Genomic DNA, 22,869 nt, shown 5'->3' with positions numbered 1-22,869 from the left:
TTCTTTACGCAGATGTAGAGAAAATGCAAAAATTGTGCTATAATGCAAGCGCGTGTTTCACACAAAACACGCGCTTATTCACGTAGGAAGGAAAAGAAAACTATGTTATCCACAATTGAAGCAATCAACAGTGCGGTCAACAATTTCATCTGGGGTGTCCCAGCCATGATCTGTATCATCGGTGTTGGTCTGGTATTGAGTTTCCGGACCCGGTTCTTACAGATCCGCAAGTTCCCATACGCGATGAAAGTGACATTTGGCCGCATGTTTAAGAAGCGTGAGGCATCGGACGGAGCCATGACACCGTTTCAGGCGGTCTGTACGGCACTTGCGGCAACGGTCGGCACGGGAAATATTGCCGGTGTGGCAGGGGCGATTGCCATCGGCGGTCCGGGAGCCGTGTTCTGGATGTGGATTTCCGCAATTCTCGGTATGTGTACCAAGTTTTCAGAAGTGACGCTTGCGGTGCATTTCCGCGAAAAAAATGTGCATGGGGATCTGGTCGGAGGCCCAATGTATTATATTAAGAACGGACTGAAAAAGCACTGGCACTGGCTGGCGTATCTCTTTTCCGCGTTTGGCGTACTGACCGTATTCGGAACAGGGAATGCCACACAGGTAAATACGATTACCACAGCCATCAATACGGCATTGACGAATTACCATGTTATTTCAAAAGATGCGGTACCGACCGTTAACCTTGTGGTTGGGATCATTCTGGCGATTCTGATTGCACTCATTCTGCTTGGAGGTATCAGGCGGATTGGACGGGTGACAGAAAAGCTGGTACCGTTTATGGCATTGATCTATATTGTTCTGGCAGTGGGAGTGATTATTCTTAATATCGGACATGTCCCGGCTGTCTTTGCTTCGATTGTGGAAGGGGCATTTCATCCGGCCGCAGTGACCGGCGGCGCGGTCGGCAGCTTTTTCATGAGTATGAAAAAGGGCGTATCCCGTGGAATTTTTTCCAACGAGGCAGGGCTTGGTACGGGATCTATTGCCCATGCCTGTGCAGACACGAGAAAACCGGTCAAGCAGGGATTTTTCGGTATTTTTGAGGTGTTTGTAGACACGATTGTCATCTGTACGCTTACCGCGCTTGTTATTTTGTGCAGCCAGGTTCCGGTCAGTTACGGTCAGGCGGCAGGTGCAGAGCTTACAATCAGTGGATTTACCGCAACATACGGAAACTGGGTATCTATTTTTACTGCGGTTGCCATGTGCTGTTTTGCATTTTCCACCATTATCGGATGGGGATTATACGGGACACGCTGCATCGAGTTCTTGTTCGGTTCCCGTGTCAACAAGCCATTTATGCTGGTGTATGCGCTGGTTGCCATCATAGGAGCCACGATGGATCTGGGTCTGATGTGGAGCATTGCGGAAACCTTTAACGGACTCATGGCAATTCCAAACCTGATCGCAGTATTTTTGCTTTCCGGTGTCGTTGTTAAACTGGTGAAGGAATACTTTGCCGGAGATGGTGCAAAAAGTTAAAGGAAGCTGAAAAGAAAAAGGGCGAAAAACTTGACATTTGCGCGTTTATCATAAATAATAAGGTACTGAAAAAACAAAGGAGGAACTTGTTATGAAAAAATTTGGAATCAAAGAAGTTGTAGCAACCGGTATCGGAACCGCATTGTTCATTGTTTTGACAGAAGTGCAGATTCCGCTGGGAATTATCCCGAATACATCCATGCAGCCGCGTGCCGCAGTGATGGCATTTCTTGCCGCAGTGTTTGGACCAGTTGTTGGAGGAATCATTGGTCTTTTGGGACATGCGCTCGGAGATGCACTGTTTTATGGCGGTGTATGGTGGAGCTGGGTATTCCCGGATGCAATTTTTGGGATTTTAGTTGGCTTATTTGCAAAGAGTTTTGAGATTAAGGCTGGTGGATTTAATAAGAAGAAAGTCATTCTTTTTAATGTGGTTCAGGTTGTTGCGAATGCAGTCGCATGGATCGTTGTTGCACCGGTGCTTGACATTCTCATTTATGCAGAACCTGCAAAGAAAGTATTCTCACAGGGAGTATGTGCATTTGTAGCCAATATCATTATTGTAGGTGTACTTGGTTCATTACTTGGACTGGGATATACAAAGATTGGAGCAAAATCATCAAGTCTTACAAAGGAAGACTAAAAACGTATGGAACCGATTATTGAATTTGAAAACTTTACATTTAAATATCGGTCACAGATGGAGCCGACACTCCGGGATATCAATTTAAAGATTTATCCCGGAGAGAAGGTTCTCATTATTGGACCATCGGGATCAGGAAAGTCGACATTATCAAATTGTATCAACGGACTGATCCCTTTTTCGTATGAGGGAGATAGTACCGGGACGCTGAGAATCGAGGGAAAAGATCCGAAAAAACTTGGGATTTTTGGGCTTTCCAAGATGGTTGGAACTGTATTACAGGATACGGACGGGCAGTTTATCGGTCTGACGGTTGCGGAAGATATTGCTTTTGTGCTGGAAAATGACTGCATGGCACAGGAAGAAATGTTTCGCAAAGTGGACGGTGTGGCAGAGACGGTAGAAGTAAAAGAGTTGCTTTCCCATGCACCATCGGAGATGTCCGGTGGACAGAAACAGAGAGTTTCCATGGCGGGCGTTATGATTGATGATGTGGATATTCTTTTGTTTGACGAGCCACTCGCCAATCTTGACCCGGCGACCGGAAAGAAAGCGATCGCGTTAATTGACAGAATCCAAAAGGAACAGAAAAAAACGATCGTAATCATTGAGCATCGTCTGGAGGATGTGCTGTACAAAGATGTAGACCGTATTGTTGTGGTCGGAGACGGAACCATTGTTGCGGACATGAAACCGGATGATCTGCTGGTTGGAAATATCTTAGAGGAACAGGGAATCCGGGAACCGCTCTATGTCACGGCACTCAAACATGCCGGATGTACCATCACTGCACAGGATCATCCGCAGCATGTGGAAACCATGAATTTTGAACCATACAAAACACAGGTGCGGGAATGGTTTGAGACTACGCAGATTCCGCAGAAACAGGAAACACAGGAGAAGGTACTTAAAGTAGACCATCTGCATTTTTCTTATCAGCCGGAAAAAGCAATTCTTTCGGATATCAGTTTTGATGTAAAGAAAGGCGAAATGATCAGTATTGTCGGGAAAAACGGTGCCGGAAAGACGACACTGTCCAATCTGATCTGTGGATTTTTAGAACCGAGCAAAGGAAAAATTGAGCTGAACGGAAACGATATCTCACCACTTTCGGTCAAAGAGCGTGGGGAGCATATTGGAATTGTCATGCAGAATCCGAATCAAATGATTTCTAAGCCTATGATTTATGAGGAAGTGGCACTTGGGCTTACTGTGCGCGGAGTTCCAGAGGAAGAAATCCGTGAGCGTGTGCATGAGACACTGAAAATCTGTGGATTGTACCAGTTCCGGAACTGGCCGGTTTCTGCATTGAGTTTCGGTCAGAAGAAGCGGGTGACCATTGCGTCCATTCTTGTTATGAAGCCGGAGATCCTGATTTTAGATGAGCCAACTGCTGGTCAGGATTATCGTCATTATACGGAAATTATGGAGTTTTTAAAGGAAATCAACGAGACACAGGGGACGACCATTATCATGATTACGCATGATATGCATCTGATGCTGGAATATACCAACCGTGCGATTGTTGTGGCAGATGGAAAACTTCTGACCATTGATACGCCGGCAAAAGTATTGACCAATGAAACGATCACAGCTCCGGCATATTTAAAGCAGACGTCACTCTATGAGATGGCAGTCAAATGTGGAATCGAAGAGCCGTCTCAGTTCGTACAGAGGTTTATCAATTACGAAAGGGCGGTGCGGTAATGGCAAAGTTATTGACCTATGAAAAAAAAGACACCTGGATGGACCGGCTGTGCGGGGTTACAAAGCTGATCTATTTTCTGGCATGGTCCATCACGAGTATGCTTACGTATGATACCAGGGTACTTGCCGTGATGCTGGTACTTAGTCTGGTATTGTTTAGGCTTTCAAAAACAGAGTGGAAACAGGTCGGTTCCATTTTCAAATTCATTATGTTCTTTCTGGTGATCAATGTGCTTGCAATTTTTATTTTTGCGCCGGATCAGGGAACAAAAATTTATGGGACAAAGCATGTACTTTGGCAGCTTTCTGCACATTATCCGATCACTGCAGAGCAATTGTTTTACGAGCTGAATATTATTTTAAAATATTTTACCATTATTCCGGCGGTATTTATTTTTGTTGTGACCACCAATCCATCAGAGTTTGCGGCTTCCTTAAACCGCATCGGGATCAGTTACAATATCGGATATGCAGTGGCGATTGCACTGCGCTATATTCCGGATGTGCAGGATGATTTCCATAAAATTAAAAATGCGCAGGAAGCGCGTGGAATCGAGATGTCTGGAAAAGCGAAGTTGATGAGTCGGATTAAGAGTACAGCCTCTATCATTTTCCCGCTCATTTTTACAAGTATCGGCCGTATTGACACGATCAGTAACGCAATGGAGCTGCGTGGATATGGGAAACACAGAAAGCGTACCTGGTATATGGGAAGAAAATTACAGCGCAATGATTATCTGTGTATTGCACTGGTGCTTGGATTTGCCGTGGTTGCACTTGTGATTACCTATCATGATGGCAGCCGGTTTTATAACCCGTTTATATAAACAGTAGAGATTGCGCAGCTCGTCTTAATAAAATTAGAAAAGGAGCTATCGCACCAGCGAATATCGGTGGCACGACAGCTCCTTTTGTTTTCCATGTCTGTTTTTAAGCTTCGGTTGAAGCATCTGGTGCAGAGGCTTTAGTCGGGGTTTCGGAAGCATTTTCCGACACAGTCTCAGAAGCTGGTTCCTCAGACGGCTGTTCCGGAGGAATCACCTCGACGTCCTCTTCCTTAACCGGTTCCGGCTTTGGCTTTTCCGGCATTTTCTGTCCACAGGCACTGCAGAATGCAGCATCGGCATCCACGCTTGCACCGCAGGATGGGCAGATCGCTACACCTTTCATCTGGTGAATGCTTTCACGGCATTCCTTAATTCTGGCTTCGGAAACGGCAATCGCATCCAGCCAGGTTTTTACATCTTCTTCGGCATCTTCGCGATGTTTTTCCACATACCATTTTCCAATCTGTTCGTATGCAGTATCAATCTTGCGTTCTTCCTCGGAGATATTTAAGTTTAATTTTGCAGTATCTGCCAGATCTTTTGTTTTTTTAATGGTAGTCTGGCTCACATCACTGATCTTTTGTCCTAAGTTGTTTAAAAAAGACATATATTTCACTCCTTTCCTATATCAAAAACCTTATGTTATGAATTATCATAACATGCTGTCTGAAAAACACAAGGAAGTTTACAGATTATTTATGTCTTTTTCTGTTTTTTTTCCGGGACATGCGTGGTACCCGGACGGATGGTGCTGCAGCCGGAGTTTCTTCCTGAGAGGATTCTTCCGATGCCGAAGCTTCCGCAGGAGCAGATTCAACTGGTGCCGGAGCTTCCACAGGAGCAGATTCCGCCGGTGCCGGAGCTTCCACAGGAGCAGATTCCGCTGATGCCGAAGTTTCCACAGGAGCAGATTCCGCTGGTGACGGAGCTTCGGATGAACCGGTGACAATTTCATTTAACAGCAATGCTTTTGCAAGATTTCCTTCCGCAGAAATTTTCCCACTCTGGTAAGCTTCGAGAATGTCAAGGCTGCCCTGCGCGAGTGCAAGCAGATCAGCAGCTGAAGTTGTGACTAAAATGTCACGGTCGTAATATTCATATGGTTCAACATGAAGCTGTCCGTTTGCAATTTCCAGATACAGGGCACCTTCGGCTTCTCCCTGTATGTTAAATTGGATGGCAAGATGTTCGCTGATTTTAGAAGCATCTTTCTCCTGATAAGTATCTTTTAATTTTGAAACTAATTCCTGATAGGTCATATTCTGTTATTTCTCCCTTCTCCATCTGCTAATTAGATTGGTGATTGCGCAACTCGTTTCTGCGGGCTGTCGTTTTGTCGGGGACACCGTCTGAGCGATTTTGTGTCTGCCTTAGAGGGAAGCTTCGAATAAGCATGCCCACGGTTCTATTTGCGCAGTCACAGAGTGACATATTGAAAATAAAGTAAATATCAAGACAAATGGGGAGTGGGCGTAATAAACGTTTCGAAGATTCCCTCTTAGGCAGACTAGAAATTGCGAACGGTGTCCCCGACAAAACGACAGCCCGCAGAAACGAGTTGCGCACCCACCTGTTTGCTAATTAGAGTATAGCTTTTCTGTTATGCTTGTCAAGCAAACTTTATGAAATTATCATTGCGGGAAGCCGCTAAAAAGCGTACAATAGGGATAACAAAATTTTAAAATAAAGGAAGGGATCAAGATTATGAGAAAAACCAAAACGCACAATGTACTCAGGCGTCTGCTTGCGTTTGTCCTGATTGTTTCACTGCTTCCACTGGGGTATGCGGGCAATGTGATGGCTGCAACAACCGGTACACGGAACGTAAGTATTCAGGCTACATACGGACAGACGGATGCCAGAAATGTCTATGGCATGATCAACAGTATGCGCAGAAATTCATCCGATGCATGGTACTGGGATGCAAACAATTACACGAAGACATATTGTAATAATCTGCAGCCGCTTACTTACGACTATGCACTGGAGCAGGTAGCCATGAAACGTGCAGCAGAGATTGCACTTTCGTATTCACACACCAGACCAAATGGCACAAATTATTATACTGCTTACAGTGAAAACGGTGTCTATGCGGGAGTTTATGCAGAGAATATCGGTGTGAATTATTCTTCAGCATCTGCACTTCACAACGCAATGCGGGAAGACAATGCAAATTATTCCGGACAGGAACAGCGTAGAAATATGTTAAACAGCCAGTTTACAGCTGTCGGAATCGGACATGTATATTACAATGGATATCACTACTGGGTAGAGGAATTTGCCAACACAGTAACCAGAACATCCTATACAACACCGAACAACCAGACAACAACCGTAACTAATCTTCAGGTTGCAGAGAGCAATATTACTTCTGACCAGATTGTTGTTCCGTCATCTATTGGAACCTATATCCAGATGTCTGTCGGACAGACGAAAGATTTATCCGGATGCTATGAAAACATTAAGGTATCGAATCACTGGCCAGGCAATGCAAACTGCCCGATTGTACAGGGGCTGAATATGTATGTATCCAATACTGCGGTTGCCTATATCAGCGGAACAAAACTGATCGCAAATTCGACAGGGTCTACAACACTTACACTGAACCGTCCGGATGGTAAAATTCCCCTGCAGATTCCGGTTCAGGTAACAGGAACCAATAACAGCAGCAATACCTATTCGTACTATATTCCAAATGCTTCGGTAGGTACAATCGTTGATCAGACATACACCGGATATGATATCCGTCCGTCTGTATCGGTATGGCTGAATGGCGGATATCTGTATGAGGGAAGAGATTATACCCTTACTTACAGCAACAACCGCAATATCGGTACTGCATCCGTAACAATTAACGGAATCGGAAATTATTATGGAAGCAGAACAGTTTATTTCCGTATTGTAAATCATGGAAACGGAAATACAACGGTTTCATCCAATAACCTTGCAAATGCGGTGATCAGTAAGATTGCAGCACAAAGATATACGGGATCTTCCGTAAAACCGGAAGTTACCGTTACATTAAATAACATTGTTTTAAAAGAAGGTTCGGATTACTATCTGAATTACAGTGACAATGGTGCACCGGGAAAAGCTGCTGTTATGGTAGTGGGAACCGGTAATTATACGGGATCTGCAAAGACAAGCTTTATTATTAAGCCGGAGAAGCCGGTTATCACAAGATTGCGTGCACACGGATCAAAAGTCCGTATCACATGGCTGCCAGGTACTTCCGTTACCGGCTATGAAATCTACCGCTCCAAGGGAGCATATGATTATGGATACAAGAAGATTGCGGCTACAAAAGATGGTGAGATGCAGTCTTATACAAGGGCAAAACTCACCAAAGGAACTTATTATTACAAGATCCGCAGCTATGTTACGGTAGATGGAACAAAGTATTACAGTCCATACAGCAGTGTGAAGTCTGTAAAGATCCGCCGCTAGGATCAAAGCATAATTGAAAATAAGAATTAAAAATGTCGGTAGATATCTGTCAGATATCTACCGACATTTTTGGTATACAAAGTTAAAAGATTTATTTCATCTGTGCGACCCGGTCAAATTCCTCTTCGATTTCTTTGGAAGGTTTTGGTGTCAGCAGACTGACGATTACGATCGCAGCGCAGGCAATCAGGAATGCAGGAAGCAGTTCATAAATGTTCCAGATACCACCGAGCGGGCGGATCAGGTATTTCCAGATAAATACCATGGAACCCCCGCAGACCATACCGGCAAGTGCGCCCCATTTGTTGGTACGTTTCCAGAACAGGGAAAACAGAACAACCGGTCCGAATGCGGCACCGAATCCAGCCCAGGCGAAAGAAACGATGGCAAATACGGAACTGTCCGGATTTCTGGCAATGAATGCGGCAACGACAGAAATTACAAGGAGTGTAATTCTTGCGGCTGCCATGCTTCCGTTTTTGTTGGAAGAATCTTTGCGGAAAGCACCGAGAATGTCGGAAGAAACCGCAGAAGATGCAGCCAGCAGCTGCGAGTCCGAAGTGGACATGGTGGAAGCTAAAATGCCGGCGAGAATCACACCCGCAAGCAGGGCAAATATCACACCGTGCTGGGAGAGCAGGGCGGAAATTTTTACGATAATGGTTTCGGAATTCGATCCGGTCAGCATCTCCAGTGCGCCGACTTTGCTCATGGTATAACCGATCACACCGATAAAGACGGCAACGAACAGGGAGATTACGACCCAGATGGTTGCAACGCGGCGGGACAGTTTCAGTTTTTTCTCATCCTCGATTGCCATAAAACGGAGCAGGATATGCGGCATACCGAAATATCCAAGTCCCCATGCGGCAGTGGAAACAATGGTCAGGGCACTGTAAGGAGCGGCCTTTCCGGTGTTTACATCATAGGAAAGTGTCATGGAAAGATATCCCGGAAGCTCGGAGGCGTTGTGGATAACGGCACCGATACCGCCAGCAGTTTCTACACCAAAGATCAGAACTACAATCAGAGCAACCGACATGATGATACTCTGGATAAAGTCCGTTGTGGAAGCAGCAAGAAATCCGCCAAGTGTTGTGTATGCCACAATTACGATAGCACTGATAATCATGGCGGTCAGATAATTTACCCCGAATAAGCTGGAAAAAAGTTTTCCGCATGCGGCAAATCCAGAGGCCGTATAAGGAATAAAAAAGATAACAATAAAAATAGCAGCAATGACCTGCAGCATCTTTTTTTCATCGCGATAGCGGTTGCTGAAGAACGATGGGATGGTAATGGAATTGTTGCAGGTGTGCGTATAGCGGCGGATACGTTTGGCAACGATCAGCCAGTTAATGTATGTACCAACAGCCAGTCCGATTGCGGTCCATCCGGCATCTGAAATTCCGGTGAGGTAAGCAACGCCTGGAAGTCCCATCAGAAGCCAGCTGCTCATGTCGGAAGCTTCGGCACTCATCGCGGTTACGAAAGGACCGAGTTTTCTGCCACCCAGATAGAAATCGTCAGTACTGTTGTTTTTCTTGGAACATCGGAAACCAATATAGATCATACCAATAAGGTATACGATAATGGCAATCATGATGCATATTTGTGCAGATGTCATAAATAAATCCTCCTCTTTTGTACGCTTTCACACGCTAATTGTTCATAGTATAGCACAGATGATAATTATACCGCAACCGGGAAATCCTGTTTGACACTATGGGCAATAAGATGATAAACTGTCTTTGTCTATACATGAGAAAAGCAATTCCGTTTGGCCTTCAACATGTGCTTGCCATGTTTGTAGCAAATCTGGCACCCGTACTGATCGTCTGCAGTGCAGCTCTGGTTCGGGGCATGGTATCATCTGCTGGTAGGTGCTCTGACACTTATCGTGTGTCTGGTGGCAAGATATGTGTTAAAGGGCGTTTATAAGAATCTGAATATTCTGGTAGGACTTATTTTCGGATATATTCTTTCTATTATATTTACGGTTGCAGGGATTGCACCTATGGTGGATTTCTCCGGAATTCAGGAGACCATTGATCAGGTAGGATTTTTCAGCATTCCAAAACTTGTGTTTTTTACCAGTCACAAGCCGGTATTTAATCTTGGAGCCTTTTTAACAATTGCGCTTGTTTTTCTGGTTTCTGCAGCAGAGACAACTGGCGCGACAACTGCTGTGTGTACCGGAGCACTTGGACGTGACCTTAAAATGGAGGAACTTCAGGGCTCACTTGCCGTGGATGGATTTTCCAGTGCAATTTCCGGATGCTTTGGATGCCTGCCACTGACATCGTTCAGCCAGAATGTCGGACTGGTTACCATGACAAGGGTGATCAATCGTTTTACGATTTTTATTGGGGCACTGATTTTAATTCTTGCTTCTTTGTTCCCGCCACTCGGAGCATTTTTTAATTCGCTGCCGCAGGCAGTGCTTGGAGGATGTACCGTTATGATGTTTGGTTCAATCATGTATGAGGGGATCAAAATGTTAAAAAATTGCGAATTTAATGACCGTACAATGATTATTGTTTCCCTTCTGCTGAGCCTTCTTTTGCCGAAGAAGAAACAGGCAAATTAAATACACGTTGTTAAGGTAACGTTAAGGTGCAGCGATTTTTAAGATAAGGATTTGGTGTTATGATGATATCATCAAAAAGGAAATGGAGGAATTTGATATGTGGAGTCGCGCACAATTAAAGGGAAGGGCGAAAGCAACATTTAAACGAAATTATTGGAAATGTATTCTGATCAGCCTGTTGCTGACACTGATTGCAGGGGGAAGCGGAGCTGCTTCGGGCAACCTCAGCAGTGCAACCGGTTCCTTACATGGATCGGAGAATCAGGCAGGCAGTTCCTATGATTATGACAGCGGTTATGACAGTGATGATGGTTCACTGCGTGATTTTGAGGCTGGGCTTGAAGAAGGCTTTAAGGACGGACTGAAAGCAGGAAACAGGGGAGTGATGGGCGGTATGGTCGCAGCAGCGATCGCCATCGGCATATTCATAGTTGTTTTTCTGGTGATTTTTGTCCTTATACTTCTGGTTGATGTATTTATCATAAATCCGTTTGAGGTCGGATGCAGGAGATTCTTTATCCGCAACTTAAATGAGCCGGCACAGATTGGGAACATTGGATATGGATTTGACAATAATTACAGGAATGTTGCAAAGACAATGTTTTTCCGTGATCTGTTTACGGTTTTATGGTCATTGCTTTTTATCATTCCGGGTATTGTAAAGGCATATGAATATATGATGATTCCGTACCTTCTGGCAGATAACCCACAGATGACCAAAGAGCAGGCATTCGCGGAAAGCAAGCGTATGATGCAGGGACAGAAATGGAAAGCATTTGTTCTGGATCTGTCCTTTATCGGATGGTACATTTTATCCGGACTGACACTTGGAATTCTTGCAGTCTTTTATGTGTCACCATATGTGAATGCAACACATGCCGCACTGTATGAGGCACTGTGCTATGCAAACCCGGCTGGTTCAAACGGATTTACACAGCAGGCGGATCCGGTGAATTCACCTTTCCGGCAGGAGAATGTATGAATTATACGATTTTAATTGCAGATGATGAGCCGGAGATACGAACGCTTCTCCGGCTGTATCTGGAAAATGAAAATTATCAGATTATTGAGGCAGAAAACGGGAAGCAGGCACTGGAACTGCTAAAGAAAGAACATGTGGATCTGTGTCTGCTGGATATTATGATGCCGGAGATGGACGGATACCATGTGTTGCAGGAATTACGTAAAACAAGCAATATTCCCGTTATGATACTTTCGGCAAAGGATGCGGATTCCGAGAAGATTCTGGGGTTAAATCTCGGGGCAGATGATTATCTGGCAAAACCGTTCAATCCTTTGGAGGCAGTAGCACGTGTCAATTCAAATATCCGTCGGTTTTATGCGCTGGGGACAGCGGAACTGTCATCCGGTATACTGACCGTCCGGGATCTGGAACTGGATCCGGAAGGCTGCGTACTCAAAAAAAATGGAGAACCGATTGAACTGACTTCGGTAGAGTACCGGATCATGGAGTTATTTATGAAGCATCCGGGAAAAGTGTTTACCAAACAACAGATTTATGAACAGGGATGGGGTGACACTTATGTGGTTGCAGACAATAATATTATGGTCTGCATCAGCAAGCTGAGGGCAAAACTTGATGAAGACCCGGCAGCTTATATTCGAACCATCCGCGGATTGGGCTATCGGCTGGAGAAATAGCAATGCGTGATTTACAGGCATTTTTGATCAAACGGTTTATTTATATCCTTGTACTGGTGACAGTTGCACAGTCGCTGATCAGTTTTTTGATCAGCCAGGCGGTTATGCCTGTGGTGATGAAAGTTTTTTTCCCGGATTACCAGAGGCAGTCATCCGTTGGAAAGACGGATCTGTTTATTTTTATCATATGTGTTCTGTTATTGCTGATAGTAAATGCCGTCCGGATGCTTTTGCCATCACCGCTGCAGGGAATGATGCAGTGGACAGGGGAAAGGTTACAGGACTGGCTGGGCAATGCACTTCCGGCGACAAGGAGTTCCGTCGTCGTACAGGAGATGGAAGGATGGAAAGCCATCCTGCTGTTTGTGGTTCTTCTGCTGTTAATGGTGTGTATGCTGCTTCCTTATATTTTGGGTGCGATAACGTTCGCGCGGATTGTGATGGCGGAGTTTCATCAGATCCAGGAGGAGCGCGAACAGCAGCAGAGAGAGTTTGACCGCAAGCGGAATCTGATGCTTTCCGATATCGCACATGATCTTCGGACACCGGTCACGACCGTATCCGGTTACGCAAAAGCATTGGCGGATCATATGGTACAGGAACCGGAAAAACAGCAGGAATATCTGAACGCCATCCAGAATAAATCGGTTCGGATCGGAAATCTGATCAATTTGCTGTTTGAATATGTAAAACTGGATAGTGAAGGGTTTGCATTAAATGGAAAAACGCTTGATTTGTGTGAACTTCTCAGAGAAAATGCGGCAATGTTGTATGCAGAGATGGAAGAAAACGGAATGACACTGACAGCAGATATTCCGGAGGAAACGATACCGGTCTGGGCGGATGAACTTCAGTTATCCCGTGTAGTGACAAACCTTCTGACAAATGCCATGCAGCACAATCCAAAGGGAACAAGAATCGGACTGTTTGCTTATAGGGAGCTGGAGCGGATTTATGTATTGGTGGCAGACAGCGGAATTCTGATTCCAGAGGAACAGGCGCAGCATTTGTTTGATCCTTTTACGCGTGGGGACAAAGCGCGGGTAAGCGATGGGAGAAACGGACTTGGACTTTCCATCGTGTCAAAAATCGTGCAGATGCACGGATGGGACTTAAAACTGGTGCAACAGCCACAGATTCAGCATTATGCAAAAGCAGCCGGATTTGCAAAAGCATTTGTGATCCGGATGGAAAATGCCGGTATGTATTCTGTGCATCCGCTAAAATAAAAAAGTGGCAGAAAAGAGGGAGAGTCTATGATAATTATAAGAGCGATGGATCCGTATGAATTGCTTTGGATAGTACTTTTGATTGTGTTTGTTCTGGGAGAACTTGCAACAATCGGACTAACGTGCATATGGTTTGCCGCAGGTGCACTTGCGGCACTGGTTATGGCAATGGCAGGGGTAAATCCGGTGGTGCAGTTTCTGGTATTCTTAGTGGTATCCATTCTTTTGCTTGCTGCGACAAGACCGTGGGCGCGTAAATATGTAAATGCCAAAATGCAAAGAACAAACGCGGATAGCCTGATTGGGGAAAATATACGGATTTCCGAGCGCGTCAGTAATATGGATCAGACCGGGATGGCAGTTGTTCATGGACAGGAGTGGACGGTGCGTACCCGTAATGATAATGAGATCATTGAACCGGGAGAAGAAGCAAAAATTCTGGCAATCAGTGGTGTCAAACTTATAGTAGAAAAGGTATAGGTAAAGGAGGAAAAAGTTATGCCTGTTGTAATTCTCATTGTAGTGATCATTGCATTGGTCGTTATTGTGAACTGTGTGAAAATTGTTCCACAGGCGCATGCGGTAGTTGTGGAGAGACTTGGAGGGTATCTTACCACATGGTCGGTAGGGCTGCATTTTAAGGTGCCGTTTATTGACCGTATTGCAAAAAGGGTATTGTTGAAGGAACAGGTGGTTGATTTCCCACCACAGCCGGTAATCACAAAAGATAACGTAACAATGCAGATTGATACGGTTGTATATTTTCAGATCACGGATCCAAAGCTGTATGCATACGGTGTGGAAAATCCAATCATGGCAATTGAAAATCTGACTGCTACGACGCTTCGTAATATCATTGGTGATCTGGAACTGGATGAGACACTGACATCGCGTGAGACCATCAACACCAAGATGCGTGCAACGCTGGATGTGGCAACAGATCCGTGGGGTATCAAAGTAAATCGTGTGGAGTTAAAGAACATTATTCCGCCAAAGGCAATTCAGGATGCCATGGAGAAACAGATGAAGGCAGAGCGCGAGCGGCGTGAAGCCATTCTGCGTGCAGAAGGTGAGAAAAAATCTACAATTCTGGTTGCAGAAGGAAATAAGGAGTCTGCAATTCTCGATGCAGAGGCTGAAAAACAGGCTGCAATCCTGCGTGCCGAGGCACAGAAGGAAGCAACCATCAAGGAAGCCGAAGGTCAGGCAGAGGCTACATTAAAGATCCAGCAGGCCAATGCAGATGGTCTGCGTATGCTCAAAGAAGCTGCTCCGGATAATGCGGTACTTCAGATTAAGAGTCTGGAGGCATTTGCCAAGGCAGCAGACGGTCAGGCAACCAAGATTATTATCCCATCGGATATTCAGGGGATTGCAGGACTGAGCAAATCCATTGTGGAAATTGCAAAAGAAAACGGATAACACAGATACATCTGTGATGCATTGGACGAAACTGCTCCATGAAAATGGGGCAGTTTTTGTTATCTCAGTAAGGTCTTTATTTTGCACAGGGAAAATGTTATACTATAGATTATTGATGTGGGGGTATATTCCACAGTTGGGCGATGATGTGGAAAGAACAGGAGCGTAAATGAAATCAAAGGTTCGGTTTAAGGGAAAACTGAGATCGTATCTCTGCTGGCCATTGTGGCTGACGATCCCGATGACACTCGCAGATGTGGGGCTTTATTTTTACGATGTGACGGCAGGCTTTTTGCTGACGGTATTTATTGCTATCTATTTTGTACTGGAACTGGGATTATATTATAATACCAGACCGCGGCTTGCAAATGAGATTATCAATTTTGCCACACAGTATGCAACGGTACAGAAAAAACTTTTGAATGAGTTTGAAATTCCATATGCGCTGTTGGACTATACAGGAAAAATTCTTTGGGTGAATGAACGCTTTTCCGAGCTGACGGGAGTGGGGAGAAACTATCATAAATCAATTACAACCCTTTTTTCCAATATTACCCGTGAGTTTCTTCAGAAACACGAAGATGCACAGAATATTACGATTGAAAAAAAGGAGCGCATTTTCCGGATTTCCCTGAATCGTATTTATTTTGACGATATCATGGAGGAGAGCAAGGAAATTGACGTGAAGGATTCCGATGAATTCCTGACGGCACTGTATCTGTTTGATGAGACCGAACTGCAGCATTGCAAGCAGGAAAATCTGGATCAGAAGCAGGTATCGGCACTTGTTTATATTGATAACTATGACGAAGCACTTGACAGTATCGAGGATGTGAAGCGTTCGCTTCTGATTGCGCTTGTCGATCGAAAAGTGAACCAGTATTTCTCAAAGATGGACGCGCTTGTCCGCAAAATCGAAAAAGACAAGTATTTTGTAGTATTTAAGTATAAATATTTACAGAAGCTTATGGATGACCGGTTCAGTGTACTTGAAGATGTCAAGACGGTCAAAGTGGGCAATGAGATGGCGGTTACGCTGAGTATCGGTGTCGGTATCAAGGGGACTTCTTATAACGAGAACTATGAGCAGGCACGTGCGGCAATTGATCTGGCACTCGGACGAGGTGGGGATCAGGTCGTTGTCAAAAATGGTGAGGACATTGCATATTTTGGAGGCAAGGCAAAACAGGTGGAGCGCAACACCCGTGTAAAAGCGAGGGTTAAGGCACATGCGCTGCATGAAATTATTGAGAGCCGTGAGAACGTGATTATCATGGGGCACAGCCTGACAGATGTCGATTCCCTTGGTGCAGGGATTGGAATTTTCTGTGCAGCCCGTGTGCTTGGAAAAAAGGCACAGATCGTGATCAATGAGCCAACAACTTCCATCCGGCCGCTTATGGAATGTTTTACTCCAGAAAAAGGCTATCCGGAAGACATGTTTATCAATAGTGAGATTGCGATTGAAGAGGTAAGCCGCAATTCCCTTGTTATGGTGGTGGACACGAACCGTCCAAGTTATACGGAATGCCCAGAACTGCTTACGCGTACCGATACAATTGTTGTATTTGACCATCACCGTCAGGGCAGTGAAGTGATTGAAAATCCGCTGCTGTCCTATATTGAGCCGTATGCGTCTTCTGCCTGTGAGATGGTAGCAGAAGTTTTACAGTATTTCCAGGAAGGATTTAAGCTCTCTCCGGCAGAGGCAGACTGCATTTATGCAGGTATTTTGATTGATACCAATAACTTTATGACCAAAACAGGTGTCCGTACATTTGAGGCGGCAGCATATCTCAGACGCTCCGGGGCAGAAGTGACCCGTGTGCGTAAAATGCTGCGAAATGATATGGCATGCTATAAAGCCCGTGCGGAGGCAGTGCGTCATGCGGAAGTATACCGCGGTGCATTTGCAATTTCTGTCTGTCCGAGTGAGGACGTGGAAAGTCCGACGATTGTCGGCGCGCAGGCAGCAAATGAGCTGCTCAATATTATAGGAATCAAGGCATCTTTTGTGCTGACAGAGTACGCAGGAAAAATATACATCAGCTCACGTTCTATTGATGAAATTAATGTACAGTTAATCATGGAACGAATGGGTGGCGGCGGTCATTTGAATGTGGCTGGTGCACAGTTGACGGGATGTACGATTTCCGAGGCAAAACATGCCATTATGCGGACCATTGATGAAATGCTTGAAGAAGGAGATATACAGGAATGAAAGTAATTTTATTACAGGATGTGAAAGCTCTTGGGAAAAAGGGCGAAATCGTAAATGTGAGTGACGGTTATGCACGCAATGCAATTCTGCCGAAGAAACTTGGAGTAGAGGCAACGACAAAGAATCTGAATGACCTCAAATTGCAGAATCAGCATGCAGACAAAGTGGCAGCTGAAAATTTAGAGCACGCAAAGGAACTGGCGGAGGAGATCGGAACAAAGAAAGTTGTTGTAAAGATCAAATCCGGTGAGGGCGGACGTATTTTCGGGTCTGTTTCCACCAAGGAAATTGCACAGGCTGCAAAAGAGCAGGCAGGGCTGGATCTGGATAAAAAGAAGATGCAGTTGGGCGAATCCATCAAGGCTCTTGGAACTTATGAGATTCCGGTGAAGCTTCATCCAAAGGTAACCGCAACACTGCGTGTTCAGGTTGTTGAGGAATAGGAGGAAGTTCGCTTGGAAGAAACGCTGATCAAGCGGGTGATGCCGAACAGTCTGGAGGCCGAGCAGTCGGTCATTGGTTCCATGATCATGGATCAGGATGCCATTGTAACAGCCATGGAGATCCTTCTGCAGGAAGATTTTTATCACAAGCAGTATGGGATTCTCTTTGATGCGATGATCGAATTGTACAGCAGCGGACAGCCGGTGGATCTGGTTACACTGCAGAATAAACTCAAGGAAAAGGATGTACCACAGGAAGTCTCCAGTCTGGAATTCGTTGGAGAATTGGTGCGTGCGGTTCCGACATCCGCGAATGTCAAATATTATTGTAATATTGTAAAAGAAAATTCCATGAAGCGGAAACTCATCCGGGTCACGGAAGAGATAGAGAATGAGTGCTATGCGGGCAAAGAATCGCTCGAAAGTGTTCTGGATAAGACCGAACATGATATTTTTGCATTGTTGTCAAGCCGTACCGGTGGAGACTATGTGCCGATTCGTCAGGTTGTCATGAACGCACTGGAAAAGATTGAAAAAGCGTCACAGCAGGACGGAAATGTTACGGGAATACCGACAGGGTTTATTGATTTGGACTACCGGACAGCAGGATTACAGCCATCGGATCTGGTATTGATTGCAGCCCGTCCGTCTATGGGAAAGACAGCGTTTGTTTTAAACATTGCACAGTATGTGGCATTTCATGAAAACATGTGCACGGCGATATTTTCATTGGAAATGTCGAAGGAGCAGCTGGTAAACCGACTGTTCTCCCTGGAATCCCGTGTAGATGCACAGGCACTTCGTACCGGTAATCTGTCGGATGCTGACTGGGCGAAACTCGTCGAAGGAGCCGGAATCATAGGGGATTCCGAACTGATCATTGATGATACGCCGGGAATCAGTATTTCCGAGATGCGCAGTAAATGTCGTAAATATAAGCTGGAGCATGATCTGAAACTTATCATCATTGACTATCTGCAGTTGATGTCTGGGTCCGGCAGGAGTACAGACAGCCGGCAGCAGGAGATTTCAGACATCTCCCGTTCCCTGAAAGCACTTGCCCGTGAACTGAATGTACCGGTGCTTGCTTTGTCCCAGCTTTCCCGTGCAGTCGAGCAGAGACCGGATCATCGTCCGATGCTCTCCGATCTGCGAGAATCCGGAGCGATCGAGCAGGATGCCGATGTCGTGATGTTTATTTATCGTGATGATTATTATAACAAGGATACTGAACTGAAAGGAATTTCAGAAATCATTATCGCCAAACAGCGTAATGGTCCGATCGGTACGGTGAACCTCGCATGGCTGCCGGAATACACGAAGTTTGCAAATCTGGAACGATAAAATTTTTCTTATGATCATGCATCAAATTAAATACATTTGCCGAAATGCTTGCGCTTTGGACGGGTTTGTACTAGAATACCATTAAGCCAATAAGGCAATAATGATCATTATTCATAAGGAGGATTTTATTATGGCATACGTTATTTCTGATTCATGCGTTAGCTGTGGTACATGTGCAGGCGAGTGTCCTGTAGGAGCAATCTCTGCAGGTGCTTCTCAGTACGAGATCGATGCAAATAGTTGTGTTGATTGTGGTACATGTGCTGGTGTTTGCCCAACTGGAGCAATCTCTCAGGGCTAATCACATAATAAAACGAAACGAAGAGCTGTCTCTTAAACCACGGAGGCAGCTCTTTTTCGATTATAGAAAGAGAGGAATAACATGGCTACATTAGGAAATCCTAAGAACACGATTGCAGTATTGCAGAAATACCAGTTTAATTTTCAGAAAAAATTTGGACAGAATTTTTTGATTGATACAGGAATTTTAGAGGAAATTATAGAAGCTGCGCAGATCACAAAGGATGATTTTGTGCTGGAAATCGGTCCGGGAATCGGAACCATGACACAATATCTCTGTGAGGCGGCACGCGCGGTAGTGGCAGTGGAAATAGATACCAATCTGATTCCGATTCTAAAAGATACGCTTGCGGAATATAATAATGTTGATGTATTGAATGAAGATATTTTAAAAGTAAATATTTCAAAACTTGCGGAAGAAAAAAATAACGGGAAGCCGATCAAGGTCGTTGCAAATCTTCCGTATTACATTACGACTCCGATCATCATGGGATTGTTTGAAAGCCATGTGCCGATCGACAGTATCACGATCATGGTACAGAAAGAAGTAGCGGATCGTATGCAGGAAGGACCGGGAAGCAAGGAATATGGCGCACTTTCCCTGGCGGTGCAATATTACGCAAAACCGGAAATCGTAGTCAATGTTCCGCCAAGCTGTTTTATGCCGCAGCCGAAAGTCGGCAGTGCCGTGATCCGTCTGACACGCCACAGTGAACCTCCGGTTACCGTAAAAAGCGAAAAACTGCTGTTTCAGGTGATCCGGGCATCCTTTAACCAGCGCAGGAAAACACTGGCAAATGGACTTGCCAATTATGGGGCATTCTCACTTCCGAAGGAAGAACTGCAGGCATGCATTGAAGAACTTGGCGTACCGGTTAATATCCGGGGGGAGGCACTTTCCCTGGAGCAGTTTGCACAGCTCTCCAATATTATTTATGATCACAGGAGTGCTGTATAAAAACAGCGCGGGCAGTCCATACTATCATCAAAGACCATAAAACGAAATGATGATGGAGGTAAGCCAAATGAGAAAACAACAGTATATAGCCACTGTCGCGTGTCTGGTAGCGGGAGTGATTGGATTTGTCAGTGTATATGCCACGGATAAAGGAAAAGAACGCAGGGAAGCAGAACAGGAAATTGCGGCACAGACCCAGCAGGAGGCACCGGCTTCCTATGAAGTGAAACCGGAAATAAGTGTGGAAGATGCAACGAAAAAAGCGGAAGAACAGGCGTTAAAGCTGGCAGAGCAGGAAAAAATAAAACAGGAAGAAACACAGCAGGAGGAAGAGAAGAAACAGGACGAAGAAAAAACAGTAGAGACAGCAGCCACCGTGACACAGCATTTTGACAAGAGTTCTGCGGTCTGGCCAATTGAGGGAGATGTTCTTCTGGATTACAGCATGGATTCCACCATTTATTTTCCCACGTTAGAGCAGTACCGATGCAATCCTGCTATGGTGATCAGCGGAAAAGTCAATGACAAAGTATTTGCAATGGCAAAGGGAAAAATCACAGATATTCAGGAAAATGAAGAGACGGGATGTACGGTGATACAGGATCTGGGTGACGGATATGCTGCGGTTTACGGACAGTTGAAGGAACTGAATTTTGCAAAAGGGGATACGCCGGAAGCTGGTCAGGTGCTGGGATATGTCAGTGAGCCGACAAAATATTATACAACCGAAGGCAGTAACGTCTATTTTCAGCTGAAAAAAGATGGAAAAGCTGTGGATCCGAAAGAGTATCTTCCGCAGATGGCGATGGATACGCTGGATTGACATTCATAGTTTTTTCTAATACAATAAAATGTAAACGGTTTTGGAGCTTTATGCGAAAAAACCGTACATAATCAAGAGGTATCTCAGCTTAAGAGGGATAAAATATGGAATTTAACCAGTACAATACAACCGTACAACAGTGGATTCATACAGTTCTGGAAAATCGGGAAACCAATGCGGACGTGGTGTTGGAATGCTGTCGGGATATCATAGCGTATGGACGGGAAACAGATGATCCAAAGCTGATGGGATTCGGTTTCTTTTATGGTGGGGAAATCTATTATGAATTAAATGACGGAGCACATTTTTTCCATATGATGACAGAGGCACTGACGTATCTGGACCGTGCAGAGGAATGGGAACTTGTGGTGCGTTGTTACAATTTTCTGGGAATCGCATCCATGAGCAGAGGAAATCCATCGCTTGCGCTTGACTATTATATGAATGGTCTTAAGGACAGTGATACATATGATCTTCCAATGCAAAAGATTATGATTCTGATCAATATGGGGTTATTGTATCTGGAGTGTGGGCATTATGCAGATTCCGAGAATTCTTTTTTAGAAGCTTATCAGATTTTGCAGACAAAACAGAAGGATGAAAAGTATAATTTTTATATGTATGCTTTTTATGGAAATATGGCAGAATGTCTGATCCTGCAGGATCGTCTACAGGAAGCAAAACCATATCTGGAGTATCTGCATAAAGATGGCTGGGAACAGGTTGCCCTTACAGAGCGGCTGTTTATCGACATCGTGGATGTAATTTATTATCACAAGATGGGAGATGTACAGAAGCGGAATGAGAGTATTCAGATGATCCATCAGAATCTTCCGGATAATCTGACGGTACTGGACTTTTTTTCGGATTATTACCGTTGTTGTCTGGTGTTGCTGGAAACGGACCAGGATGAATCGTTCTGGCGTATCATTGAAGTAATCGAACCACAGGTGGTGAATTTTAAGATCATTAATCTGCAGCTGAAAGTTCTGTCCCTGAAGATGAAATTTTACCGGAAGCATAACCAGAATGCGGAATATCTGCAGGCGGCAGGGCTTTACTATGAATTGTCTGAACGGAATGAAGTAGTGACGCGCAACATGCTTTCGAGTATGATTACGTTGCGCAAAAATCTGGAAAATATGCGCAAAGCCAGAATGAAGGCGGAACGAAAGAATCTTGTATTACAGGAGCGTTCCGAGCAGGATCCGTTGACGCGTATGGCAAACAGGTTCCGTCTGAATGATTATGCAGAAGAGGTGTTTGCCTATTCGCAGGAGAATGATATTCCGGTTGCGATGGAAATACTCGATATTGATTATTTTAAGGAATATAATGATAATTACGGACATCAGGAAGGAGACCGGTGTCTGGTAAGTATCGCAAATACAATCCGTAATCTGGTGGAGGAAGCGGAAGGATTCTGTGCACGGTATGGAGGGGATGAGTTTGTCATTATCTATGCGAATGTGACATGGGAACAGGCAGTTTCCTATGCAGAGGAGCTGCGCAGACGTGTACTTGCACTGGAAATGGAGCACCGGTTTTCCAAGGCACTTCCCGTAGTGACGATTTCGCAGGGAGTCTGTTGGGGAATCCCGCGCAAGGGAAACCGCAGCTGGGATTTTTTGCATGCAGCAGATAATATGCTTTACCGGGTGAAGAAATTCAGCCGGAACAATTATTGTGTAGGGGGGCTTGATGAAACTGAAGACGTGACCATGGGAACTGCATTGTAGCGGCATGGCAGTCG

At 44.9% G+C, this 22,869-nt stretch carries 20 protein-coding genes and 1 pseudogene; 18 read left to right on the top strand and 3 right to left on the bottom strand.

The window, feature by feature from the left end:
• The first annotated feature begins 102 nt into the window (after positions 1-102).
• The 4 genes from DXD06_RS02700 (at position 103) to DXD06_RS02685 (ending at position 4,677) form a co-directional block, all read left to right on the top strand.
• On the top strand, positions 103-1,500 hold the full coding sequence (locus DXD06_RS02700) for an alanine/glycine:cation symporter family protein (protein WP_117830556.1): 1,398 nt from the start codon (positions 103-105) through the stop codon (positions 1,498-1,500).
• A gap of 91 nt (positions 1,501-1,591) precedes the next feature.
• Positions 1,592-2,143 carry an ECF-type riboflavin transporter substrate-binding protein gene (locus tag DXD06_RS02695; RefSeq protein WP_117830555.1) on the top strand — a complete coding sequence of 184 codons (552 nt, stop codon included), beginning with the start codon at positions 1,592-1,594 and terminating at the stop codon, positions 2,141-2,143.
• A 6-nt stretch (positions 2,144-2,149) separates the two neighbouring features.
• Positions 2,150-3,850, top strand: coding sequence for an ABC transporter ATP-binding protein (locus DXD06_RS02690; RefSeq protein ID WP_117830554.1), 1,701 nt, complete (start codon positions 2,150-2,152; stop codon positions 3,848-3,850).
• Positions 3,850-4,677, top strand: a complete 828-nt coding sequence (locus DXD06_RS02685; RefSeq protein ID WP_117830553.1) for an energy-coupling factor transporter transmembrane component T family protein — start codon at positions 3,850-3,852, stop codon at positions 4,675-4,677. Before DXD06_RS02690 ends, DXD06_RS02685 begins: the two co-directional genes overlap by 1 nt.
• A 103-nt stretch (positions 4,678-4,780) precedes the next feature.
• On the opposite strand, the gene DXD06_RS02680 is transcribed toward DXD06_RS02685, so the two are convergent.
• Both DXD06_RS02680 and DXD06_RS17220 read right to left on the bottom strand, forming a co-directional pair.
• Positions 4,781-5,284, bottom strand: a complete 504-nt coding sequence (locus DXD06_RS02680; protein WP_022046834.1) for a zinc ribbon domain-containing protein — start codon at positions 5,282-5,284, stop codon at positions 4,781-4,783.
• Positions 5,285-5,369: 85 nt separating this feature from the next.
• On the bottom strand, positions 5,370-5,936 hold the full coding sequence (locus DXD06_RS17220; protein WP_199535192.1) for an SCP2 sterol-binding domain-containing protein: 567 nt from the start codon (positions 5,934-5,936) through the stop codon (positions 5,370-5,372).
• Positions 5,937-6,381: 445 nt separating this feature from the next.
• Here DXD06_RS17220 and DXD06_RS02670 point away from each other — a divergent pair, with 445 nt between their 5' ends.
• On the top strand, positions 6,382-8,124 hold the full coding sequence (locus tag DXD06_RS02670; RefSeq protein WP_117830552.1) for a CAP domain-containing protein: 1,743 nt from the start codon (positions 6,382-6,384) through the stop codon (positions 8,122-8,124).
• Positions 8,125-8,215: 91 nt separating this feature from the next.
• Here the strand turns inward: DXD06_RS02670 and putP are convergent, their stop codons facing one another.
• The gene (putP, locus tag DXD06_RS02665) at positions 8,216-9,751 is read right to left on the bottom strand and encodes a sodium/proline symporter PutP (RefSeq protein ID WP_117830551.1); all 1,536 of its coding nucleotides are present in this window, start codon (positions 9,749-9,751) and stop codon (positions 8,216-8,218) included.
• 228 nt (positions 9,752-9,979) lie between these two features.
• On the opposite strand from putP, the pseudogene DXD06_RS02660 reads away from it, so the two are divergent.
• The 13 genes and pseudogenes from DXD06_RS02660 to DXD06_RS02600 all read left to right on the top strand — a co-directional run.
• A pseudogene (locus DXD06_RS02660) lies at positions 9,980-10,684 on the top strand (uracil-xanthine permease family protein); the annotation flags it as partial.
• Between the two features lie 127 nt (positions 10,685-10,811).
• Entirely contained in the window at positions 10,812-11,696 is an 885-nt protein-coding gene (locus DXD06_RS02655) for a DUF975 family protein (protein ID WP_243000835.1), read from the top strand.
• The gene (locus DXD06_RS02650) at positions 11,693-12,376 is read left to right on the top strand and encodes a response regulator transcription factor (RefSeq protein ID WP_022046840.1); all 684 of its coding nucleotides are present in this window, start codon (positions 11,693-11,695) and stop codon (positions 12,374-12,376) included. Before DXD06_RS02655 ends, DXD06_RS02650 begins: the two co-directional genes overlap by 4 nt.
• A gap of 2 nt (positions 12,377-12,378) precedes the next feature.
• On the top strand, positions 12,379-13,605 hold the full coding sequence (locus tag DXD06_RS02645) for a sensor histidine kinase (RefSeq protein WP_117830550.1): 1,227 nt from the start codon (positions 12,379-12,381) through the stop codon (positions 13,603-13,605).
• 27 nt (positions 13,606-13,632) lie between these two features.
• Complete coding sequence (locus tag DXD06_RS02640) at positions 13,633-14,085, top strand: NfeD family protein (protein WP_243000834.1); 453 nt, start codon at positions 13,633-13,635, stop codon at positions 14,083-14,085.
• 18 nt (positions 14,086-14,103) lie between these two features.
• A complete protein-coding gene (locus DXD06_RS02635) occupies positions 14,104-15,027 on the top strand; it encodes an SPFH domain-containing protein (RefSeq protein WP_022046843.1) in 924 nt (307 codons plus the stop codon).
• Positions 15,028-15,196: 169 nt separating this feature from the next.
• A complete protein-coding gene (locus tag DXD06_RS02630; protein WP_117830549.1) occupies positions 15,197-17,248 on the top strand; it encodes a DHH family phosphoesterase in 2,052 nt (683 codons plus the stop codon).
• Positions 17,245-17,691 (top strand): 50S ribosomal protein L9, encoded by a 447-nt coding sequence (rplI, locus tag DXD06_RS02625; RefSeq protein WP_022046845.1) that lies wholly within the window; start codon positions 17,245-17,247, stop codon positions 17,689-17,691. Before DXD06_RS02630 ends, rplI begins: the two co-directional genes overlap by 4 nt.
• Before the next feature lie 12 nt (positions 17,692-17,703).
• Positions 17,704-19,035 carry a replicative DNA helicase gene (dnaB, locus tag DXD06_RS02620; protein ID WP_022046846.1) on the top strand — a complete coding sequence of 444 codons (1,332 nt, stop codon included), beginning with the start codon at positions 17,704-17,706 and terminating at the stop codon, positions 19,033-19,035.
• A 130-nt stretch (positions 19,036-19,165) separates the two neighbouring features.
• Complete coding sequence (locus tag DXD06_RS02615; RefSeq protein WP_022046847.1) at positions 19,166-19,336, top strand: DUF362 domain-containing protein; 171 nt, start codon at positions 19,166-19,168, stop codon at positions 19,334-19,336.
• 81 nt (positions 19,337-19,417) lie between these two features.
• Positions 19,418-20,293, top strand: coding sequence for a 16S rRNA (adenine(1518)-N(6)/adenine(1519)-N(6))-dimethyltransferase RsmA (gene rsmA / locus DXD06_RS02610; RefSeq protein WP_117830548.1), 876 nt, complete (start codon positions 19,418-19,420; stop codon positions 20,291-20,293).
• Between the two features lie 67 nt (positions 20,294-20,360).
• Positions 20,361-21,116: a M23 family metallopeptidase gene (locus DXD06_RS02605; RefSeq protein ID WP_117830547.1), complete on the top strand. Its 756-nt coding sequence runs from the start codon at positions 20,361-20,363 to the stop codon at positions 21,114-21,116.
• A gap of 104 nt (positions 21,117-21,220) precedes the next feature.
• Entirely contained in the window at positions 21,221-22,855 is a 1,635-nt protein-coding gene (locus tag DXD06_RS02600; RefSeq protein ID WP_117830546.1) for a tetratricopeptide repeat-containing diguanylate cyclase, read from the top strand.
• Positions 22,856-22,869 lie beyond the last annotated feature (14 nt).

The organism is Roseburia sp. TF10-5, assembly GCF_003462365.1.
In the GTDB taxonomy this organism is placed as follows: Bacteria; Bacillota; Clostridia; order Lachnospirales; family Lachnospiraceae; genus Roseburia; species Roseburia faecis.
The sequence above is the reverse complement of the archived record's forward strand: the minus strand, read 5'-3'. Positions and strand labels throughout refer to the sequence as shown.

What these genes read in the sequence shown, in the direction of transcription:
- DXD06_RS02695 (WP_117830555.1), top strand. Translation starts at nt 1,592, where the DNA reads ATGAAAAAATTTGGAATCAAAGAAGTTGTAGCAACCGGTATCGGAACC.
- DXD06_RS17220 (WP_199535192.1), bottom strand. Translation starts at nt 5,936, where the DNA reads ATGACCTATCAGGAATTAGTTTCAAAATTAAAAGATACTTATCAGGAG.
- DXD06_RS02650 (WP_022046840.1), top strand. Translation starts at nt 11,693, where the DNA reads ATGAATTATACGATTTTAATTGCAGATGATGAGCCGGAGATACGAACG.
- DXD06_RS02670 (WP_117830552.1), top strand. Translation starts at nt 6,382, where the DNA reads ATGAGAAAAACCAAAACGCACAATGTACTCAGGCGTCTGCTTGCGTTT.
- DXD06_RS02635 (WP_022046843.1), top strand. Translation starts at nt 14,104, where the DNA reads ATGCCTGTTGTAATTCTCATTGTAGTGATCATTGCATTGGTCGTTATT.
- rsmA (WP_117830548.1), top strand. Translation starts at nt 19,418, where the DNA reads ATGGCTACATTAGGAAATCCTAAGAACACGATTGCAGTATTGCAGAAA.
- DXD06_RS02690 (WP_117830554.1), top strand. Translation starts at nt 2,150, where the DNA reads ATGGAACCGATTATTGAATTTGAAAACTTTACATTTAAATATCGGTCA.
- DXD06_RS02605 (WP_117830547.1), top strand. Translation starts at nt 20,361, where the DNA reads ATGAGAAAACAACAGTATATAGCCACTGTCGCGTGTCTGGTAGCGGGA.
- DXD06_RS02640 (WP_243000834.1), top strand. Translation starts at nt 13,633, where the DNA reads ATGATAATTATAAGAGCGATGGATCCGTATGAATTGCTTTGGATAGTA.
- putP (WP_117830551.1), bottom strand. Translation starts at nt 9,751, where the DNA reads ATGACATCTGCACAAATATGCATCATGATTGCCATTATCGTATACCTT.
- DXD06_RS02685 (WP_117830553.1), top strand. Translation starts at nt 3,850, where the DNA reads ATGGCAAAGTTATTGACCTATGAAAAAAAAGACACCTGGATGGACCGG.
- DXD06_RS02680 (WP_022046834.1), bottom strand. Translation starts at nt 5,284, where the DNA reads ATGTCTTTTTTAAACAACTTAGGACAAAAGATCAGTGATGTGAGCCAG.
- DXD06_RS02655 (WP_243000835.1), top strand. Translation starts at nt 10,812, where the DNA reads ATGTGGAGTCGCGCACAATTAAAGGGAAGGGCGAAAGCAACATTTAAA.
- rplI (WP_022046845.1), top strand. Translation starts at nt 17,245, where the DNA reads ATGAAAGTAATTTTATTACAGGATGTGAAAGCTCTTGGGAAAAAGGGC.
- DXD06_RS02615 (WP_022046847.1), top strand. Translation starts at nt 19,166, where the DNA reads ATGGCATACGTTATTTCTGATTCATGCGTTAGCTGTGGTACATGTGCA.
- DXD06_RS02600 (WP_117830546.1), top strand. Translation starts at nt 21,221, where the DNA reads ATGGAATTTAACCAGTACAATACAACCGTACAACAGTGGATTCATACA.
- DXD06_RS02645 (WP_117830550.1), top strand. Translation starts at nt 12,379, where the DNA reads ATGCGTGATTTACAGGCATTTTTGATCAAACGGTTTATTTATATCCTT.
- DXD06_RS02700 (WP_117830556.1), top strand. Translation starts at nt 103, where the DNA reads ATGTTATCCACAATTGAAGCAATCAACAGTGCGGTCAACAATTTCATC.
- DXD06_RS02630 (WP_117830549.1), top strand. Translation starts at nt 15,197, where the DNA reads ATGAAATCAAAGGTTCGGTTTAAGGGAAAACTGAGATCGTATCTCTGC.